General features: G+C 67.0%; 18 protein-coding genes. 12 read left to right on the top strand and 6 right to left on the bottom strand.

Going from position 1 to position 17840, the window contains the following annotated elements:
- Window positions 1–176: 176 nt before the first annotated feature.
- Together EV278_RS16785 and EV278_RS16780 are read left to right on the top strand one after the other, a co-directional pair.
- Window positions 177–1778, top strand: coding sequence for an HWE histidine kinase domain-containing protein (locus tag EV278_RS16785; protein WP_132093957.1), 1602 nt, complete (start codon window positions 177–179; stop codon window positions 1776–1778).
- 3 nt (window positions 1779–1781) lie between these two features.
- Window positions 1782–2150 carry a response regulator gene (locus EV278_RS16780; protein ID WP_132093954.1) on the top strand — a complete coding sequence of 123 codons (369 nt, stop codon included), beginning with the start codon at window positions 1782–1784 and terminating at the stop codon, window positions 2148–2150.
- 120 nt (window positions 2151–2270) lie between these two features.
- On the opposite strand, the gene EV278_RS16775 is transcribed toward EV278_RS16780, so the two are convergent.
- Complete coding sequence (locus EV278_RS16775; protein ID WP_132093951.1) at window positions 2271–5186, bottom strand: TonB-dependent receptor; 2916 nt, start codon at window positions 5184–5186, stop codon at window positions 2271–2273.
- Between the two features lie 352 nt (window positions 5187–5538).
- Here EV278_RS16775 and EV278_RS16770 point away from each other — a divergent pair, with 352 nt between their 5' ends.
- Entirely contained in the window at window positions 5539–7566 is a 2028-nt protein-coding gene (locus EV278_RS16770; RefSeq protein WP_165916681.1) for an alpha/beta fold hydrolase, read from the top strand.
- 53 nt (window positions 7567–7619) lie between these two features.
- Here EV278_RS16770 and cdd read toward each other — a convergent pair whose 3' ends face one another.
- Together cdd and EV278_RS16760 are read right to left on the bottom strand one after the other, a co-directional pair.
- Window positions 7620–8063, bottom strand: coding sequence for a cytidine deaminase (cdd, locus tag EV278_RS16765; protein WP_243692232.1), 444 nt, complete (start codon window positions 8061–8063; stop codon window positions 7620–7622).
- A 105-nt stretch (window positions 8064–8168) separates the two neighbouring features.
- Window positions 8169–8441, bottom strand: a complete 273-nt coding sequence (locus EV278_RS16760) for a BolA family protein (RefSeq protein ID WP_132093945.1) — start codon at window positions 8439–8441, stop codon at window positions 8169–8171.
- Window positions 8442–8500: 59 nt separating this feature from the next.
- On the opposite strand from EV278_RS16760, the gene EV278_RS16755 reads away from it, so the two are divergent.
- Window positions 8501–9151: a J domain-containing protein gene (locus EV278_RS16755; RefSeq protein WP_132093943.1), complete on the top strand. Its 651-nt coding sequence runs from the start codon at window positions 8501–8503 to the stop codon at window positions 9149–9151.
- A gap of 21 nt (window positions 9152–9172) precedes the next feature.
- Here the strand turns inward: EV278_RS16755 and EV278_RS16750 are convergent, their stop codons facing one another.
- Window positions 9173–9907, bottom strand: a complete 735-nt coding sequence (locus EV278_RS16750; protein ID WP_132093940.1) for a phosphatase PAP2 family protein — start codon at window positions 9905–9907, stop codon at window positions 9173–9175.
- A gap of 197 nt (window positions 9908–10104) precedes the next feature.
- On the opposite strand from EV278_RS16750, the gene EV278_RS16745 reads away from it, so the two are divergent.
- Window positions 10105–10491, top strand: coding sequence for an RcnB family protein (locus tag EV278_RS16745; RefSeq protein WP_132093937.1), 387 nt, complete (start codon window positions 10105–10107; stop codon window positions 10489–10491).
- Window positions 10492–10637: 146 nt separating this feature from the next.
- The gene (gene cobS / locus EV278_RS16740; protein ID WP_132093934.1) at window positions 10638–11645 is read left to right on the top strand and encodes a cobaltochelatase subunit CobS; all 1008 of its coding nucleotides are present in this window, start codon (window positions 10638–10640) and stop codon (window positions 11643–11645) included.
- 9 nt (window positions 11646–11654) lie between these two features.
- Here the strand turns inward: cobS and EV278_RS16735 are convergent, their stop codons facing one another.
- The gene (locus EV278_RS16735; RefSeq protein ID WP_132093931.1) at window positions 11655–12458 is read right to left on the bottom strand and encodes a hypothetical protein; all 804 of its coding nucleotides are present in this window, start codon (window positions 12456–12458) and stop codon (window positions 11655–11657) included.
- Window positions 12436–12789 (bottom strand): TIR domain-containing protein, encoded by a 354-nt coding sequence (locus EV278_RS16730; protein WP_132093928.1) that lies wholly within the window; start codon window positions 12787–12789, stop codon window positions 12436–12438. Before EV278_RS16730 ends, EV278_RS16735 begins: the two co-directional genes overlap by 23 nt.
- Window positions 12790–13171: 382 nt before the next feature.
- Here EV278_RS16730 and EV278_RS16725 point away from each other — a divergent pair, with 382 nt between their 5' ends.
- The 6 genes from EV278_RS16725 to EV278_RS16700 all read left to right on the top strand — a co-directional run bounded on the left by EV278_RS16725 (window position 13172) and on the right by EV278_RS16700 (window position 17749).
- Window positions 13172–13420 (top strand): DUF2188 domain-containing protein, encoded by a 249-nt coding sequence (locus tag EV278_RS16725; RefSeq protein ID WP_132093925.1) that lies wholly within the window; start codon window positions 13172–13174, stop codon window positions 13418–13420.
- 758 nt (window positions 13421–14178) lie between these two features.
- Complete coding sequence (ychF, locus tag EV278_RS16720; protein ID WP_132093922.1) at window positions 14179–15279, top strand: redox-regulated ATPase YchF; 1101 nt, start codon at window positions 14179–14181, stop codon at window positions 15277–15279.
- 27 nt (window positions 15280–15306) lie between these two features.
- Window positions 15307–15783, top strand: coding sequence for a hypothetical protein (locus EV278_RS16715; RefSeq protein WP_132093919.1), 477 nt, complete (start codon window positions 15307–15309; stop codon window positions 15781–15783).
- Entirely contained in the window at window positions 15780–16313 is a 534-nt protein-coding gene (locus tag EV278_RS16710) for a L,D-transpeptidase family protein (RefSeq protein ID WP_132093916.1), read from the top strand. Before EV278_RS16715 ends, EV278_RS16710 begins: the two co-directional genes overlap by 4 nt.
- A 66-nt stretch (window positions 16314–16379) precedes the next feature.
- Window positions 16380–17060 (top strand): dienelactone hydrolase family protein, encoded by a 681-nt coding sequence (locus EV278_RS16705; RefSeq protein WP_132093914.1) that lies wholly within the window; start codon window positions 16380–16382, stop codon window positions 17058–17060.
- Window positions 17061–17065: 5 nt separating this feature from the next.
- On the top strand, window positions 17066–17749 hold the full coding sequence (locus tag EV278_RS16700; protein WP_132093911.1) for a dienelactone hydrolase family protein: 684 nt from the start codon (window positions 17066–17068) through the stop codon (window positions 17747–17749).
- Window positions 17750–17840 lie beyond the last annotated feature (91 nt).

The raw sequence follows: 17840 nt of genomic DNA, 5'->3' as shown, positions 1-17840 counted from the left end.
CATACCCGACGCAGCGGCTTGATTTCCGGCGATTTGTTCGAAGATTCGACGCGCGGGCGGGTTGAGGGCGCCTGCTTCCCAGCGCAGTATGGCCGCCTGTGGAACCATCACCGTGGCGACGCGTTGGTGGTCGCGCTCGAAGCATAACGAGCGCCGGGCGAGTGGGGGTGAGGAGCTTGGCCAAGGCGACCAGTCTCGCCGAGAAGGGTGGGGTCGAAGACCTGGCCGCGCGCCTCGCCGCCGCCGAGGAAGCCCTGGCCGAGGAGGTGCGTCGCTCGCGCGCCCTCAACCGCATCGCCGAGGCCATCGGGGCCGGCCACGACGCCGAAACCCTGGTCCAGACGGTGGTCGACGGCGGGGTCGAGCTGACCGGCGCCCAGTTCGGCGCGTTCTTCTACAAGGTTGTCGACCAGGCCGGCGAAAGCCTGATGCTCTACAGCCTGTCGGGCGCGCCGCGCTCGGCCTTCGAAGCCTTTCCGACGCCGCGCGGCACCGCCGTCTTCGCCCCCACCTTCAGGGGCGAGGGCGTGGTGCGGTCGGACGACATCACCCGCGATCCGCGCTACGGCCGCACTTCGCCCCACTACGGCATGCCCGAGGGTCACCTGCCCGTCCGCAGCTATCTGGCCGTGCCGGTGGTCACCCGCGCGGGCGCCGTGCTGGGCGGGCTGTTCTTCGGCCATCCGCAGCCGGGACGATTCGGGCCGCGCGCCGAGAGCCTGGCGGTCGGCCTGGCCGGCCAGGCGGCGGTGGCGATCGAGTCCGCGCGGACCCAAGAGGCCGCCCAGGCCGAGCTGACCCAGCGCCGCGACGCCGAGGAGCGCCTGAAGTTCGCCCTGGAGGCCGGCCGCCTGGGCTCGTGGGAACTGGACGTCGAGACCCGCGCCTATCTGGCCTCGGACATCTGCAAGGCCAATTACGGCCGCGCCCCGGGCGACGATTTCGGGTTCGCCGACCTGGTCGCCTCGGTGCATCCGGACGACCGCCCGCGGATGATCGCCGCCATCGAGGACGCCATCCGCCACGGGGCCGACTACGACATCGAGTACCGCGTCCGCAGGCCCGACGGCGAGGTCCGCTGGGTGCACGCCCGCGGCCGCGCCGCCCAGACCGCCGATCATGGCGGGGCCCGGCGGATGGCCGGCGTGTCGCTGGACGTCACCGAGCGCAAGCGCGCCGAGGAGCGCCAGAAGCTGCTGGTCAACGAGCTGAACCACAGGGTGAAGAACACCCTGGTCTCGGTGCAGTCGATCGCCAGCCAGACCCTGCGCACGACCGACTCGCCCGAGGCGTTCCGCGACGCCTTCGAAGGCCGGATCATGGCCCTGTCGCACACCCACGACCTGCTGACCCAGCAGAACTGGCAAGGCGCCAGCCTGCGCGAGATCTTCGATTTCGAGCTGGAGGCCTTCGCCGCCCGCGACCGCATCGCCTTCGACTACGCCCGCGACGTCCAGCTGAGCCCCAAGGCGACGGTGGCCCTGGGCATGGCGGTCCATGAACTGGCGACCAACGCCCTGAAGTACGGCGCGCTGTCGGTTCCCGGCGGCGGCGTGCGAGTGACCTGGGAGCCGGAGCCCGACGACTCGGGCGCGCTGCGCCTGACCTGGGCCGAACACGGCGGCCCGCCGGTCGTGCCGCCCCGCCGCCACGGGTTTGGCGCGCGCCTGCTGGAAAAGGGCCTGGCGGGAGAACTGTCCGCACAAGTCGCACTGGCCTATGATAGCCTGGGCCTCGTATGCACCATGAAGTTGCCGACCCGCGCCCTGGAGCCCTGAACCATGAAGACCCTCGCCGCCCTTAAGGTCTTGGTCGTCGAAGACGAGGCGCTGGTCTCCATGCTGGTGGAGGACATGCTCAGCGACCTCGGCTGCGTGATCGTCGGCCCCGCCGCCGAGCTGGACGAGGCCCTGCGTCTGGCGGCCGCCGCCGACATCGACGCCGCCCTGCTGGACGTCAACCTGGGCGGTCGCCCGATCTTCCCGGTCGCCGACGCCCTGAAGGAACGCGGCGTGCCGTTCGCCTTCGCCAGCGGCTATGGCGAGGCCGGCCTGTCGGAAGGCCACAAGGGCGCGACCGTGCTGCAGAAACCGTTCCGCGAAGCCGACCTGCGCAAGGTGCTGGAGGGATTGGCGGCGCAGAGCGTCTGAGGACGACGGCTTACGGCCGCCCAAAGAAAAAGAGCGGCGGGACAGCTCCCGCCGCTCTTTTTTGTCTATAGATCGCCTTGATCCGCGCCGCCGGGGAACCGGCGGCGCGGAACTCAGGTGCTACCAGCGCTTGGTGACTTCGAACATCACCCTGCGACCGCGCAGATCGTAGGCGTTCAGCGCCGAGGTGCCGATCCGGAACTGGCCCGCCGACTGCGCCGGGGGCAGTTCGTCGAACAGGTTCAGCACGCCGGCCTGCAGGGTCAGCTTGTCGAATTTCTTGCGCACGGTCAGCGAGTGGTAGGCCGTGAACTCGGTGTATTGCTTGGAATAGAGCGTCTTGTTGTACCGGGTGCTGAAGCGGGTGTCGCCGTCGACCAGCAGTTCGGTGTCCGAAGCCTTGCCGTACATGTCGACCGCCCAGTTGACGGTCCAGTCGTCGTGATCGAAGCGCGCATTGATCACGCCGGTGAAGTCCGGCTCGGTGGTCTCGCCATTGTGGTCGTCGGGGATGCCGCCTTCCAGCAGATTGGTGACGTCCTTGAACTGCCAGGTGAACTGGCCGTCGATCGTCAGCTTGCCCGCCGTGAACTCGTGCTGGTAGCGCGTGTTCAGGTCCAGGCCGCGGTTCACCTGCTGGGCGACGTTCAGGTAGTTGTCGTTGATGACCGTGATGTCGTGAGTGGTCGGGTCGCGATTGAACAGCGTGCAGAAGTCGTTCGGGAACGTGGTGCCGCCGTAGCACGAGGCCAGGATGTTGCTGGCCCCGAACACCGCGACTTCGTTGCTGACCTTGATGTCGAAGTAGTCGAGCGCCACGCTCAGGTCCATGAAGCTCGGCGTCCAGATGACGCCGAAGGTCGTGGCCTTGGAGGTTTCGGCCTTCAGGCGGCCCAGGCCGCCGCCGGTGCTGACCTGCGGGGTGGACGGGGCGGTGTAGTCGTCCGGGATGCCCGCCGCCGCGCAGTTAGTCTGGACGCGGGGGTTGTTCGCCTGGGTGGTGCCCCAACGCTCGCAGGGGTCCACGCCGTTGAAGAACGAGGTCTGGTCGGCCAGGTACAGTTCGTACAGCGCCGGGGCGCGGAACGAGGTGCCGTAGGCCGAACGGATCCGGAAGGCCGACGACAGCTGCCAGTTCAGGCCGATCTTGTAGGTCTCGTCCGAACCGTAGCTCTTGTAGTCGGTGTAACGGCCCGACAGGCTCAGATCCAGCTTCTCGACCATCGGCAGGTCCTTGAAGATCGGGATCGCCAGTTCGCCGTAGACTTCCTTGACGTCGTCGCTGCCCTTCGTGCGGCCCGCGGTGCTGTAGCCCCAGTAGTTGGCGTGCTGGGCGTTGAAGCCGGGGATGTCGTCCAGCTTGTCCTTGCGGTAGGTCGCGCCGAACGCCGCGCCCACAGGGCCGGCCGGCAGGGTGAACAGGTCGCCGCTGATCGTGCCTTCGACCGAATACTGAGTGTACTTGGTCGTGCCGGTTTCCTCGCCGATCAGGAAGGCGCGCTGCTGGGGCGTCAGGTTGCCGGCCAGGATGTCCTTGCCGAAATAGTCGATGGTCATGCACGAGCCGCCCGAGATGGTGATCTCGCTCGGGTCGCAGGCCAGGCCGCTGCCGCCGGTCGTCGCGAAGACGCGGTCCTGGTAGATGAAGTCGCTGGTGTATTTGGCGTCGGACTTGCCGTACTGGCCGTAGACGTCCCAGTCCCAGTTGTTCAGGAAGCCGCCGCCCGTGATCGTGCCCTTCAGACCGCCGACGATGCGGCCGTAGTCGATGGTTTCCGACTGCTTGTGCGGCAGCAGGATCAGCGGAATCGCGTCGCCCGAAGCGCCGCCGGCTTGCAGGCCCGCGGCCACCGAGTTGGCGGGGTTGTCGCCCGACACCGTCTCGAACAGGTACATGATGCTGGTGCCCGACGACTTGCGGCGGTTCAACAGCAGTTCGGTATAGGCCTCGACGTTGGGCGTGATGTCGTAGCTGCCGGTCAGATAGACCGTACCGCGCTTGATCGGCGAGATCGCGTCGGCGTTCTGGTAGGCCGGGCTATCGTAGTTGGCGTAGGGATAGGTCGCGGGCTGGCCGGCGCGGGCCGCGCGCACCCAGTTGGGCAGGAACGCGCGGGTCGTCAGGCCGGCCGCCGGATAGCCGCCGGGAGGGGCGTTGGCCAGGGTCGGATCCCACTGGAACATGCCGCCGAAGAGGTCGGCCGCCTGCCAGCCGTTGTTGATGGCGTTGTAGCACTTGTAGTGGCCGGTCTTCGGATCGATGAAGTCGACCCGCTCGCCGGTCGTGGCGTCGAAACGGTAGTCTTCGGCGCAGGAGGTGTACTTGCGGTCCTTGACCTTCAGAGCCTTCTGCTCATTGTAGTCAAACGTCAGGTTCAGATAGCCCTTGTCGAACACTTTTCCCGCAGTGCCCGAGACACGGTACGTCTCGCCCTCGCCCCGCGTCGGGATCGCGCCGTAGACGTTCATTTCGACGCCGTCGAAATCCTTCTTGGTCATGATGTTGACGACGCCGGCCACGGCGTCCGAGCCGTAGATCGACGAGGCGCCGTCCTTGAGGATTTCGGTGCGGTCGATGATCGACGACGGCAGGACGTTCAGGTCGACCGGGCCGACCGTGCCGCCCTGGCCGGCCGGCGCCAGGCGGCGGCCGTTCAGCAGGACCAGGGTGCGGTTGGCGCCCAGGCCGCGCAGCGAGACGCTGCTGATGTTCTCGCCGCCCGTGATGACATAGCCGGTCAGCAGGTTGTTCGACTGGAACGAGCCGCTGGCCGCCGACGACTTCTGCAGGATGTCGCCGGTGTCGACGAGGCCCTGCAGCGTGGACTGCTCGGAGGTGATCACCTGAATCGGCGAGGCGCTGGTGTACTCGGTGCGCTTGATGCGCGACCCGGTCACGACCAGGGCCTCGACCTCGGTGTCGGCCGGCTTGGCCGTCGTCGCGGCGTCCTGGGCGAGGGCGGCCACGGGCGCGACGGCAAGGGCGACGACGCCCGCCAGGATTGAAGTGGTGAGCAAAAGCTTGCGGTCGAGCATATGGTCCCCTGCCAATTAACTACGGCGGGGCACGACAAAAAATTGCGCCGCCCCCGTTTACGACGAACGCTATTCACCTTCGGAAGCCGGCTCAACGATAAGAAGCACGTCCGGAAACTTATGGCGACCAGCGTTACAATCTGGTCACAGTGTGGCCACGAAGGCCTCACGGCGCCGCTTTCACCGGCGTCCCGGATGCGCGCGACGGGTTGGAGTCATCCGCAATCTGGATAGATTGCGGGCTTGAGCGTCTTGAAACCGGTCGTCGAGCGTGTCGAAAATGGGGCTGGCAGTTAGTAAGCACGCTCTTACAAATAGCAATCTTTATCCAGCGCGGGGACCTGAAGTAACGATGCTCTTACGCAATCTTGGATTGTTCGCCGGCGCCGCCCTCACATTGATGGCCGCTCCGGCTCTTGCCCGGGCGCCCGCGTCTCCGCCAGCCGCCCGCGACTTCGCCCGCAACGCCCAGATCGACAACGTCACCCTCTCGCCAGACGGCCAGCACATCGCCGGTCTGGTCTCGCAGGACGGCGTGACCAAGGTCATCGCCATCTGGGAAACCGCCAATCCCGACAAGGCGCCGACCATCCTGGGCGCCTCCAAGATGCAACTGATGAGAGTGGATTTCGTCAAGGACGACCGCCTGACCGTGGTGGCCCAGCAGCTGTGGACCTATGGCGCGACCAAGGCTCACCTGCAAAAGGTCTATATCACCGACCTGCAGGGTTCGAAATGGACCTCGGCCCTGCCGGAGAACCGGGGCAAGAGCGACTACGAGGAGCTGATGCAGGCCGTCAGCAATCCCTCGATCTTGAGCCGGCTGCCCAACGATCCCAAGCACATCCTGGTGCTCAACACCGGCGCCAACGGCGCGGGGGACGTCTACAAGGTCGATCTCTACGACGGCGGCGCCGAACGCGTGACCCGCGGCTCGGAGCGCTTTGGCGGCCTGGAGGCGGATCATAATGGAGACCTACGCGCCCGCCAGAAGGTCGATTTCGACAACGGCAAGGTCTATGTCGGCCAGCAGATCCGCGACCCGCGGACCGGTGACTGGGTCGAACACTTCCGTTCGTACGCCAAGGACCGCAACCTCATGACCGTGGTCGGCTTCAGCGACGACCCGAACATCGTTTATGTCAATGTCCGCCAGAACGGGGCAGACAAGACCGGCATCTACGAGTACGACATCAAGCAGCGAAAGATCACCGAGCCGGCCTTCGAGATCAAGCTGTTCGACGCCGGCGCGCCGATCCTCGACGACGACGGCAAGGTGCTGGGCTTCGGCTACGCCGCCGACACCAGCCGGGACTACTGGGTCGATCCGGTCCTGGCGGCCGCGGCCAAAAGCCTGCCCACCGCCCTGGGGATCACGAACACCACCCTGCAGTGGACCGATCCGGGCGGCGACGCCCCCCCGACCAAGTTCAGCTATCCGAACGGCGCGGGCGTCCAGATCACCGGCTGGTCCAAGGACAAGAAGTACATCCTGGTTCGCAAGTCCGGCCCGAACCTGCCGCCGGAATATTACCTGCTGACCGACGGGAGCAAGCTGACCCTGCTGGGCAAGTCGCGGCCGCAGATCGATCCCGCCACCCTGGGCGAGTCGCGCCTGGTGCAGTACGCCGCCCGCGACGGCCTGATGATTCCCGCCTTCCTGCACACGCCGCCCAAGGACGTCTACGGCCCGGGTCCCTACCCGGCCATCGTCCTGCCCCACGGCGGCCCCTCGGCCCGCGACGAGCTGGACTGGGACGTGTCGGGTTGGACCAAGTACTTCACCGCGCGCGGCTATGTGGTGATCCAACCGCAGTTCCGCGGCTCCGAGGGCTGGGGCTCCAAGCTGGCCCGGGCCGGCGACGCCCAATGGGGCCTGGCCATGCAGGACGACAACGACGACGCGGCCAAGTACCTGATCGACCAAAAGCTGGCCGCGCCGGATCGTATCGCCCTGTTCGGCTATTCCTACGGCGGCTACGCGGCCTTTGCCGCCGCCATCCGCCCCAACGGCCTGTACCAGTGCTCGATCGCCGGGGCCGGTGTGGCCGAGATCAAGCGTTTCCAGGGTGAGACCTACAACGACCGCTTCCTGCGCGAATACCAGCGGCCGACCATCGACGGCCTGGATCCCCAGCCCAACGCCAAGAACGTGTCAATTCCGATCTTCGTCTATCATGGCGACCGGGACCAGACCGTCGAAGTCGAGGAGTCCCGCCGTTTCGTCGCCGCCTTGAAGGCCGCCGGCAAGACGTACAAGTACCTGGAAATCAAGGATATGGGCCACCAGTACATCTTCATGACCCCGGAGATGCTGGAAACCCAGCTGGTCGAGATCGAGAAGTACCTGAAGACCGATTGCGGCCCAGGCGGCCTCTGATCAGCCTTTTGGGGACCGGGGGCGGCTTTCGAGCTTCCCCCTTTTTCATCGCCCTATCCCAAATCCCGCGGCCCGAACGACTCGGGCAGCAGGCTCCAGAACGGCGTGCGGCGCGTGGCCTTGCCGTCCTGGACCGAGACGATCTCGCAGGCGTCGGCGGCGAACTCGGCGATGCGCTGGCGGCAGGCGCCGCAGGGCTGGACCACGCCGTTGGAGCCGGAAGCGATCAGCACCTTGGCGATGCCGCGGCCGCCGGCCGTGACCATCGCCCCGATCGCCGTCTGCTCGGCGCAGGTGCCCGACGGATAGGCGGCGTTCTCGACATTGACCCCAAGGTGGGCCCGGCCGTCGGCGTCGATCACCGCGGCGGCCACGGTGAAGTTCGAATAGCGGGCGTAGGACCGCGCCAGCAGGGCCGGCAGCGCCGCCGCCAGGGCGGCCTCGCTGTCCTCGTCCAGAAAGGTCGGAATCGTGGGGGATGTCTCGGTTGCGCTCATGCCGGCCTCTTCGCCGGCGGAAATCCGCGTCGTTGCGGGGTCGCGCCGGGCGGAGAGGCAATCAGTCGCGGGCCGCCCTGGCAAGCCCGTTTTCGCAACGCACGGTCAAGCTTCGCCCGGGGCCTTGGCGACGATCGACAGGGCGTGCACCGGCCCCGCCATCTCCTCGGCCAGGGCCTGGAAGATCAGCCGCTGGCGGGCCACCCGGGCCTTGCCCGCAAAGGCCTGAGCCTCGATCAGCAGGTTGAAGTGGCTCTCCCCGCCCTCGCGATGTCCGGCATGGCCGTGATGGCGATGGCTGTCGTCGACGATCTCCAGCCGGGTCGGCGAAAAGGCGGTGGTCAGTTTGGCGGCGATGGCGTCGGCGATAGCGCCCATGACGGGTTCCTTGCTTGTCAATCCTTGAACGGAAATAGCGTCGGCTTACTCTAAGCGCCATGAGCGCCGACTTCGAATATCGCCCCAAGTTTTTCGACATCCGTGTCCGCCCCCCGAAATCGCCGGAGGAGGCGGCCCGGGAGAACGACGTCTACGCCCTGAAACCGGGCGAGGTGCGCTGCGACCATCCCGAGTGCCGCTCGGCCGCCACGGCCAAGGCGCCCAAGTCGCGCGACATGCCGGGCGTCTACTACAATTTCTGCCAGCGCCACGCGGCCGAGTACAACAAGAACTGGAACTTCTACGCCGGCATGAGCGAGGGCCAGATCCGCGCCGCGCAGGAAAAGGAGAAGATGACCGGCGGCCGTCCGACCTGGTCCATGAAGGCCGACGCCAATTCGCGCGAGGCCGCCGCCGCCGCCGCCCGCGACGCCCGCCACCTGAACGACCCGTTCGGCCTGTTCCGCGCCCAGCAGCGCAGGGCCGAATCGGCCGCCGCCGGCCGACAGCTGGGCAAGCTGGAGCGCCAGGCCCTGGCCGACCTGGACCTGGAGGCCGACGCCGACGGCGCGGCGATCCGCGCCAGGTACAAGGACCTGCTCAAGCGCTGCCACCCGGACATGAACGGCGGCGACCGCAGCGCCGAGCACAAGCTCCAGCGGGTGATCAAGGCCTATAAGACCCTGCAGAAGTCGGGATTGGCGAAGTAGGCGCTGGACTCAACCGAAAGCTCACCTAACGAGTGGAGGTTTGGGAAACCGCCGCTCCCACGCCCAGGCCGCCACCCAGCAGGCCATGGCCCAGGCCGCGCCCAGGCTCCAGCCGGCCAGGACGTCGCTGGTCCAGTGGACGCCCAGATAGATCCGCGAGGCGCCGACCAGCAGGCTCAGCAGCACCGCCGCGCCCAGGGCCAGGGCCTTGACCCGCCGGCGAGGCGCGAACCGGGCCGCCAGGGCGCCGAGCGTCAGGAACACCACGGCCGACAGCATGGCATGGCCGGACGGGAAGCTGGGATTGGCCGCCTCGACCGCGCGGTAGACCAGGTCGGGCCGCTCGCGCCCGAACAGGTGCTTGAGGCCCTGGCTGATCGCCACCCCGCCGCCCGCGCCGACCAGCACCACCAGGGCCTCGCTCCAGCGCCGCAGGCTCAGCATCAGGGCCAGGGCCAGGACCACCACCAGGCCCAGCACGGTGATCGAGCCCAGGGCGGTGACGTCGGCCGCCGCCACGTGCAGCCATTTGGGGCCGACCAGGGCGTTGGGGTCGCCCGGCAGCCGCAGGGCCCGGAGCACCGCCAGGTCGAAGGCGGCCGTGTCGCCCTCGGCCACGTCGTCCGACAGCTCCAGAAACGCCAGGGCGCCGCCGGCCAGCACCAGCAGGGCCGCCACCGCGCCCAGCTCGTTTCGCGCCGCGGTCAGCAACCGCGGCAAATCCCGGCGAGGTTGAAAGAAGGAAAGACGCAGCATCGCTGATGAACGCGTAAAACTCGATTTCGCGCCAAGCTAGTATTCCACAGGTTCGCGCAAATGTTTCGCCGCCGAAACATGATGAACCATTCCTGACCCGCGCCGTTCATGTCCAGTCCAAACCCCGTTCGCTAGTGTCGGACTATCGAAGAGGTTCGGCGGTGTCGGACCGCCACCAACTAGGAAAGGACCTCGCCATGAAGCGTCTGATCATCACCACCCTGGCGGCGAGCCTGCTGGCGGGCACGGCCCTGTCGGGCACGGCCATGGCCGCCGGCCAGCGCTATGACGACCGCGGCCGCTACGACCAGCGTCACGACGACCGCTACGATCGCCATGACCGCCGCGACTACGGCCACAGCCGCCGCGAAGCCGCCCACGAGCGCCGCGACTACCGTCGCTGGGAACGCGGCCAGCGCCTGGACGCCCGCTATCGCGACGACCGCTACTATGTCCGCGACTGGCGCCGCCACGGCCTGCGCGCCCCGCCCCGCGGCTATCGCTGGCAGCGCGTGGACGACCGCTACATCCTGGCCGCCGTGGCCACCGGCCTGATCGCCTCGGTGATCATCGCCAACAACTAGGGCCCTTCCCTCCCCCGAAGGACCCCATCGCGCCCCGGACGGCCCCGCCGCCCGGGGCGTCGTGCGTCCGGCGTGGCGTTTTTTCCATGCGGGACTGGCCTTCGCCCTTCCCCTCCCCCACGTCAAAGCGGTAAGCGGGAGGCATCATGCCCGACCTGACCGACAGCCACGCCGCCGATCCCCTGATCACCCTGGCCCCCGACAAGTGGGTCACGCTTCGCGACGCGTTCGGCGTCGACAGCGACATGAAGGTCCCCGCCTTCAGCCACAAGGACAGCCACGTCCCCGAGATCGACGCGGCCTACCGGTTCGACCCGCAGACGACCAAGGCCATCTGCGCCGGCTTCGCCAACGATCGCCGGGTGATGGTCCAGGGCTATCACGGCACCGGCAAGTCGACCCACATCGAGCAGATCGCCGCCCGGCTGAATTGGCCGCTGGTGCGGGTCAACCTCGACAGCCACGTCAGCCGCATCGACCTGGTCGGCAAGGACGCCATCGTCCTGAAGGACGGCAAGCAGGTCACCGAGTTCCGCGAAGGCATCCTGCCCTGGGCGCTGCAGCGCCCGATCGCCCTGGTGTTCGACGAATACGACGCCGGCCGGCCGGACGTGATGTTCGTCATCCAGCGCGTACTGGAGGCCGGCGGCAAGCTGACCCTGCTGGACCAGAACCGGGTGATCCGCGCCAATCCCTATTTCCGGTTGTTCTCGACGACCAACACCATCGGCCTGGGCGACACGACGGGGCTCTATCACGGCACCCAGCAGATCAACCAGGGCCAGATGGACCGCTGGAGCATCGTCACCACGCTGAACTACCTCGACCACGACGTCGAGGCCGGCATCGTCCTGGCCAAGAACCCGGCCTACGACACGCCCGAGGGCAAGCGCACGATCGCCGCCATGGTCCGCGTCGCCGACATGACCCGCAACGCCTTCATGAACGGCGACATCTCGACCGTCATGAGCCCGCGCACGGTGATCACCTGGGCCCAGAACGCCGAGATCTTCGACAAGGACATCGGCCTGGCGTTCAGGCTGACCTTCCTGAACAAGTGCGACGAACTGGAGCGCCCGACCGTGGCCGAGTTCTTCCAGCGGGCGTTCGGGACGGATCTCCCGGAGAGCGCGGCGCGGGTGAAGGTGGCTTAGGGGGCCACCTTATCCTGCTTCCTTTGTTATTGAAGGTCTGGGTATAGTTGGCCTGGGCCGCACTTCGCGTTTGACCGTGCGATCAGAAATGCCGAGCTCAACCGCACGATCAACCACGTGCATGAGAAAACCCATCGCTCGGTCCTGCATTTCATCAAGGAAGGGCCCTCTTCGTAAAGCTTCCGCAGCTTCGAAGAATTGCTTCTGGGATCGCCTCACGGCGTCAGCTTTACCCGTAACTACGTCGTTATAGACTCGATTAGCTGCCTCATATACCCAGGGATAATCCTCCCTAAATACACTCGCTCCAAGCATTATAGCCCCCGGATAATCCCCCCTATCAGCTACCCTATGGAAGAAGTCATCCATCACCATCATCTTGTGATGAAACGACTTTGACCTTCTCGCCCCTCTCCCTTCTTGCATGTCCTCTCGATACCGAAGATCCAAATTTCGGACGCTGGAGACCAGTTCCTCAAGTATATCAGCTTGAGGCCTATGCGGCTTTATGGGGATAGAAACACTTTGTATTTCGCCAATGGCTTGCTCCATCTGCCCCCACAGCGCCTCGAAAAGCTGCGATTGCCGATCATCCGGAATTGGATTGGACCAAATACGATTTATTGCGAAAACTATGTCTTTTATACCTTGCTTCTCAACTTTCTTCGCTTGAAATTGCGAAAGAGGTCCAGATATATCACTGAAGTCCAAATCCAACAAAAGAGGAACAACTCGTCCCTCTTCCATGGATTTCGCAAGAGCTCCCGCCTCAAAAAGAATCCACGGCGAGCTAATATTTTTCCCGCGTGACACACGTTATTCCAAATGTGCAGGCCGACAGCTCTTTTGCGACTTCGACACTCCAACGCTCTCCAGCGTCAATATCGGATTGAGAAAGCCAAGGCTCAACATAGTGCAGCACCAAAGGCAGCCATCCGTGGATTGCTTGCGCCAGCGCCTTGCTACGGTCGCCACTCCAGCTAATGAAAACTTTCAATTTTCCCCCTCCACCCCGCACAAGCATGGCGAAGCAACCTTGGCGAACGCAACCATTGAGCGGAAGACCTGCTTCTCGCCGCCCGCGCGGCGCATCCAGCCATTCATCTCTCGGAGGCAAGCGTGCCGGTCTGGACAGGTCAGTCAAGGACGGCGCTCCGCGCCGCCGCGTCGCGGCCGGCCTCCGGCCGGTCCTTGAGTGACCTGTCCAGACCGGCGATCGTCTCGCCGTGAGATGAAAGGCTGGCTCCCTTCTCGGAGCGAGAAGGTGGGCGCCGACATCTCCTACATCCGTCATTCCGGGCCTTGTGCCCGGAACCCCTGACGCAGCCGACGGTGAAGAACAGCGGCGCGCGGCGCGCCACACCCTCGCATCTGCGGCGGACAGAGGGTTTCCGGGCACAAGGCCCAGGATGACGGTTGAGAAGCCGAGCGAAGGATCACGGCTCATCCCTTCAAGACTCCGCGCTTGGAACCGCGCCAATCCAGGCGCAGTTTCTCGTACGAGCCTTCAAACGGAGCCGCAGCCCATGACCGACATCACCTACACCATCGTCGAGCACGACGGCGGCTGGGCCTACAAGGTGGGCGACGTGTTCTCCGAGACCTTCCGCACCCACGACGCGGCCCTGCACGCCGCCCAGCGCGCGGCCGGCGAGCAGCGGGTGGCCGGCGAGGACACCGGCATCTCCTACGAGGACGAGCGCGGCCGCTGGCGCGACGAACTCTCCGCCGGCGACGACCGCCCGACGACGCACGTGGTCGACGGCGGGAAGTAGGGTGGGGACGCGCACGCCGGGGGACTTATCCTTGGGGCGTCGGGAACGAACCCCAGCGATTTCAACGCCCTGAACTTTCTCGACCCCAATCCATCCTCACCCCTTCAAACCACCCCTATCCTGATCTCACCTCGTCGCAGGGAAAGGGCGCATGGCCAGCGACCGATGCGGCGGCGGGGGGCGATCGAGCGGGGCTCGTCGGATGCGCGTGAGTTTGCAGCCGAGGCGCTTAAACAGAGGGCGAGGGACGTAAGCTCGCCCATCGGGATCTTCATGCTGGGAAGGTCCCGCCCGTCGTGGGGTTCGCTCCGGTCCTCTTAAAACGGCTCACTCCCGCCTCTGATACATGCGGTGCACAGATCCAGAGGAACCACCGGGTGGGGTGAAGGGCGGAAAAGGCCCGCGCGCCCCGGCCTTGCGGATAACGGTCGCGCGGAGCGTCTGGCTTCGTCGAAACGGTACACTTAACTCAAACCCTCCGGACGTCGTCCGGCGCTCCGCGACCCTTTCCATCCACTCAGCGAGTGATCGCGTGAGATCGCGCCCACTTGCCCCCACCTGGCGGCTTCGCGGTCTGTCCGCCCCCATAGGGGGCGGAGCCTTCGCACGGCGCCTACGACAGCGCTCTTCCCCCTCTGGGGGAAGACGACCGCGCAGCGGTCCGTAGGGGGCAAGTGATCGCCGCTCGGCCTACGTCCAACAGGACTTCCCCCCCGATCCATGCTAAGCGCGCGCCAACGAAATTCACCGAGAGTTCCATGGCCCTGAAAGTCGCCATCGTCGGCCTGCCCAATGTCGGCAAGTCCACCCTGTTCAACGCCTTGACCCAGACGGCCGCGGCCCAGGCGGCCAACTATCCGTTCTGCACGATCGAGCCCAACACCGGCGACGTGGCCGTGCCCGAGCCGCGCCTGGAGGCCCTGGCCAGGATCGCCGGCTCCAAGGAGATCATCCCGGCCCGGATCACCTTCGTCGACATCGCCGGCCTGGTGCGCGGCGCGTCGAAGGGCGAGGGCCTGGGCAACCAGTTCCTGGCCAATATCCGCGACTGCGACGCCGTGGCCTTCGTGGCCCGCTGCTTCGAGGACGACGACATCACCCACGTCGAGGGCCGCATCGACCCCCTCAGCGACCTCGAGATCATCGAGATGGAGCTGATGCTGGCCGACCTGGAGAGCCTGGAAAAGCGCCTGCCGGCCATCGAGAAGAAGGCCAAGTCGGGCGGCGACAAGGAAGCGGCCAACACCCTGCGCCTGATCAACCTGGCCCTGGCCCAGCTGCGCGAGGGCCGCCCGGCCCGCGCCGCGGCCGTGGACAAGGAGGACGAGAAGGCCTGGCATATGCTGCAGCTGCTGACCTCGCTGCCGGCCCTCTATGTCTGCAACGTCGAGGAAGCCAGCGCCGACAAGGGCAACAAATATAGCGACCTGGTCGCCGAACGCGCCGCCAGGGACAACGCCAAGGCCGTGGTCATCTCGGCCCAGATCGAGAGCGAGATCGCCCTGCTCGACGCCGACGAGCGCGCCGAGTTCCTTGAGACCCTGGGCCTGGCCGAGCCGGGCCTGAACCGCCTGATCCGCGAGGCCTACAACCTCCTGGGGCTGCAGACCTATTTCACGGTCGGCCCCAAGGAGGCCCGCGCCTGGACCATCCATGTGGGCGACACCGGCCCGCAGGCGGCCGGGGTGATCCACACCGACTTCGAGAAGGGCTACATCCGCGCCGAGACCATCGCCTTCGACGACTTCGTCAAGCTGGGCGGCGAGGCCGGCGCCAAGGAAGCCGGCAAGATGCGGGCCGAGGGCAAGGACTACGTCGTCAAGGACGGCGACGTGATGCACTTCCGGTTCAACGTGTAACGAGACGCGACGGGGGGCGGGGCGAGCATGGTCGAAGACGGTGGGCCGCCCCTGGTCGTCAAAGCGTCGCGCGCCGTGAACTGGGTCAGGCTGGGCGTAACGACGGCGATGGCGCTGGTGGTCTCGCTGGTCGGCTTCGCGAACGGACCTGGCCCGTTTCTTCTCACCACGATCTTCGCGGCGGTCTGCCTGATCTCCGCCCTGTGGCCGTTCACCGACCGTGAGCCGCGATTGATTGTTGAGGACCACGGCCTGCGATGGCGCGATTGGCCGTCGAGGCAATTGAGCTTCACGGCCTGGTCCAGGTTTACGGCGGCCCGGATCATCGAGCCCCGCGACCGCATGGACCTTTTCTGGCTCCGCCTGGAGCTGACCGAAGAGCGCGATCGCCGTTACGTCCAGGTGAAACTTGAAGGAACGGACGTCGACGAGGACGACCTGAAGCTGGCCATCCATCGACGCGCGCCGCACCTGTTTCCCGAACTCGCCAAGGACGGTCGATGATGCGTCGCCGCGCGGTCATGGCCATGCTAGGCGTCGTCGGCCTGGCCCTGGCTGGGTGCAGCGCGCCGTCCACCGCCTCTCCGCGCTCGGAGCGCGCCGAGGGCATGCTGGCCGACCGCATCGTCGTCGAGAAGGCCGCCCATCGCATGACCCTGTTCGCCGGCGAACGGAAGCTGGCGACCTATCGTGTCTCGCTGGGGCGCGGCGGCCTGGCGCCCAAGGTCCGGCAAGGCGACCGCCGCACGCCCGAGGGCGACTACCGCATCACGGGCCGTAATCCCCGCAGCGCCTATCACCTGTCGCTGCGGATCGGCTATCCGACCCCGGCTCAGAGCGCCCAGGCCCGGGCGGGCGGCGTCGATCCCGGCGGCGACATCATGATCCACGGCCTGCCCAACGGGCGCGGCGGGATGGCGGCGCTCTACCGAGGCCAGGACTGGACCGACGGCTGCATCGCCGTCACCGACGCCGAGATGGACGAGATCTGGCGACTGACGCGCGACGGCGCGGCGGTAAGGATTCTGCCCTGAACCACGCCGGTGGCTTGACCTCGCGGGACGGAACCGTTTCGATCCGGCCGCTGCCTGGGACCTTTCATGACCGAGACCGTCACCCTGACCTCCGCCCTCGACGGCTTCGCGTTCACCGCCCTGCACGCCCAGCCCCAGGGCGCGCGCAAGGGCGGGATCGTGGTGGTGCAGGAGATCTTCGGCCTCGACCAATATGTCCAGGCCGACGTGGCGCGCTGGTCGGCCCTGGGCTTCGAGGTGCTGGCCCCGTCGATCTTCGACCGCCGGGTTCCCGGCTATGTCGGCGGCCGCGAGCCGCAGGACTTCGCGACCGGCGTCGCCCACGTCAACGCCATCGGCCTGGACGCCATGCTGTCCGACATCCAGGCCTGCATCGACCACCTGGCGCCGCGCGGCCCGGTGTTCGCGGTCGGCTACTGCCTGGGCGGCTCGCTGGTCTGGCTGGCGGCGGGCAAGCTGAAGGGGCTGGCGGCGGGCTCGGCCTATTACGGCAGCATGATCGCGGCCAACGCCGAGCTGGTGCTGAACGCGCCGGTGATCGTCCACCTGGGCCGCAAGGACGCCCACATCCCGGCCGACGCGGTCAAGGCCAGGCTCGCCGAGGCCCATCCGGACGTTCCGGTCCACGTCTACGAGAACAGCGGCCACGGTTTCAACAACGACGGCCGTCCGGAGTCCGACCCGGACGACGCCAGGCTGGCGCGCGAACGGACCCTGGCGCTGTTCCAGGCCCGCGGGGCGGCGTAGCGGCCATGGGCGAGCGCATCACCCTGACGACCGCCGACGGCTCCCCCGTCGCCGCCTATCACGCCCCGCCCGGCGAGGCCCGGCGGGGCGGGCTGGTGATCCTGCACGCCATCTGGGGCGTCACCCCGCACATCCGCGAGCTCTCCGACACCCTGGCCGGGCAAGGCTACGAGGTGATCGCCCCCAGCCTGCTGGACGAGGCCGACGCGCCGTTCCCGGCCGTCGACCTGGATCCCCCGAACCTGGACGCCCGCATGGCCCTGGGCCTGGCCAGCGGCTGGGGCGCGGCGGCCCTGCCGCGCGTCCAGGCGGCGATCGACCGGCTGGCCGGCGGCGGCAAGGTCTTCGCCATGGGCTTCTGCTTCGGCGGCACCACCGCCTGGCTGGCCGCGGCCCGCTGCACAGGGCTGACGGCGGTGTCCTGCTTCTACGGCGGCGACATCGCCGGCTATGCCGACGATCAGCCCAAGGTCCCGACCATCCTGCATTTCGGCCGCACCGACCCCCTGATCCCGCTCGGCGACGTGGACAGGATCGTCGCCGCCCATCCCGACCTGCCCGTCTGGCTCTACGACGCCGGCCACGCCTTCGTCGCCCCCAGCGGCCATCATGCCGACAGCGCCAGCCTGGCCATGCTGCGGACGCTGCAGCTGTTCCAGCGGGCCGGCGGCTCGCGCGGCGAAGCCTAGAGCCTGTTGAGATTAGGCGGCGTAGCCTGAGTTTCTGAGATAGTTGGCGCATTCTTCTGGTGGGAAGGCGTTGAGGAGCAAGCCGGTGGCC

The organism is Caulobacter sp. BK020 (assembly GCF_004342605.1).
Taxonomy (GTDB): Bacteria; Pseudomonadota; Alphaproteobacteria; order Caulobacterales; family Caulobacteraceae; genus Caulobacter.
This window is presented reverse-complemented; position numbering and strand designations above follow the sequence as displayed.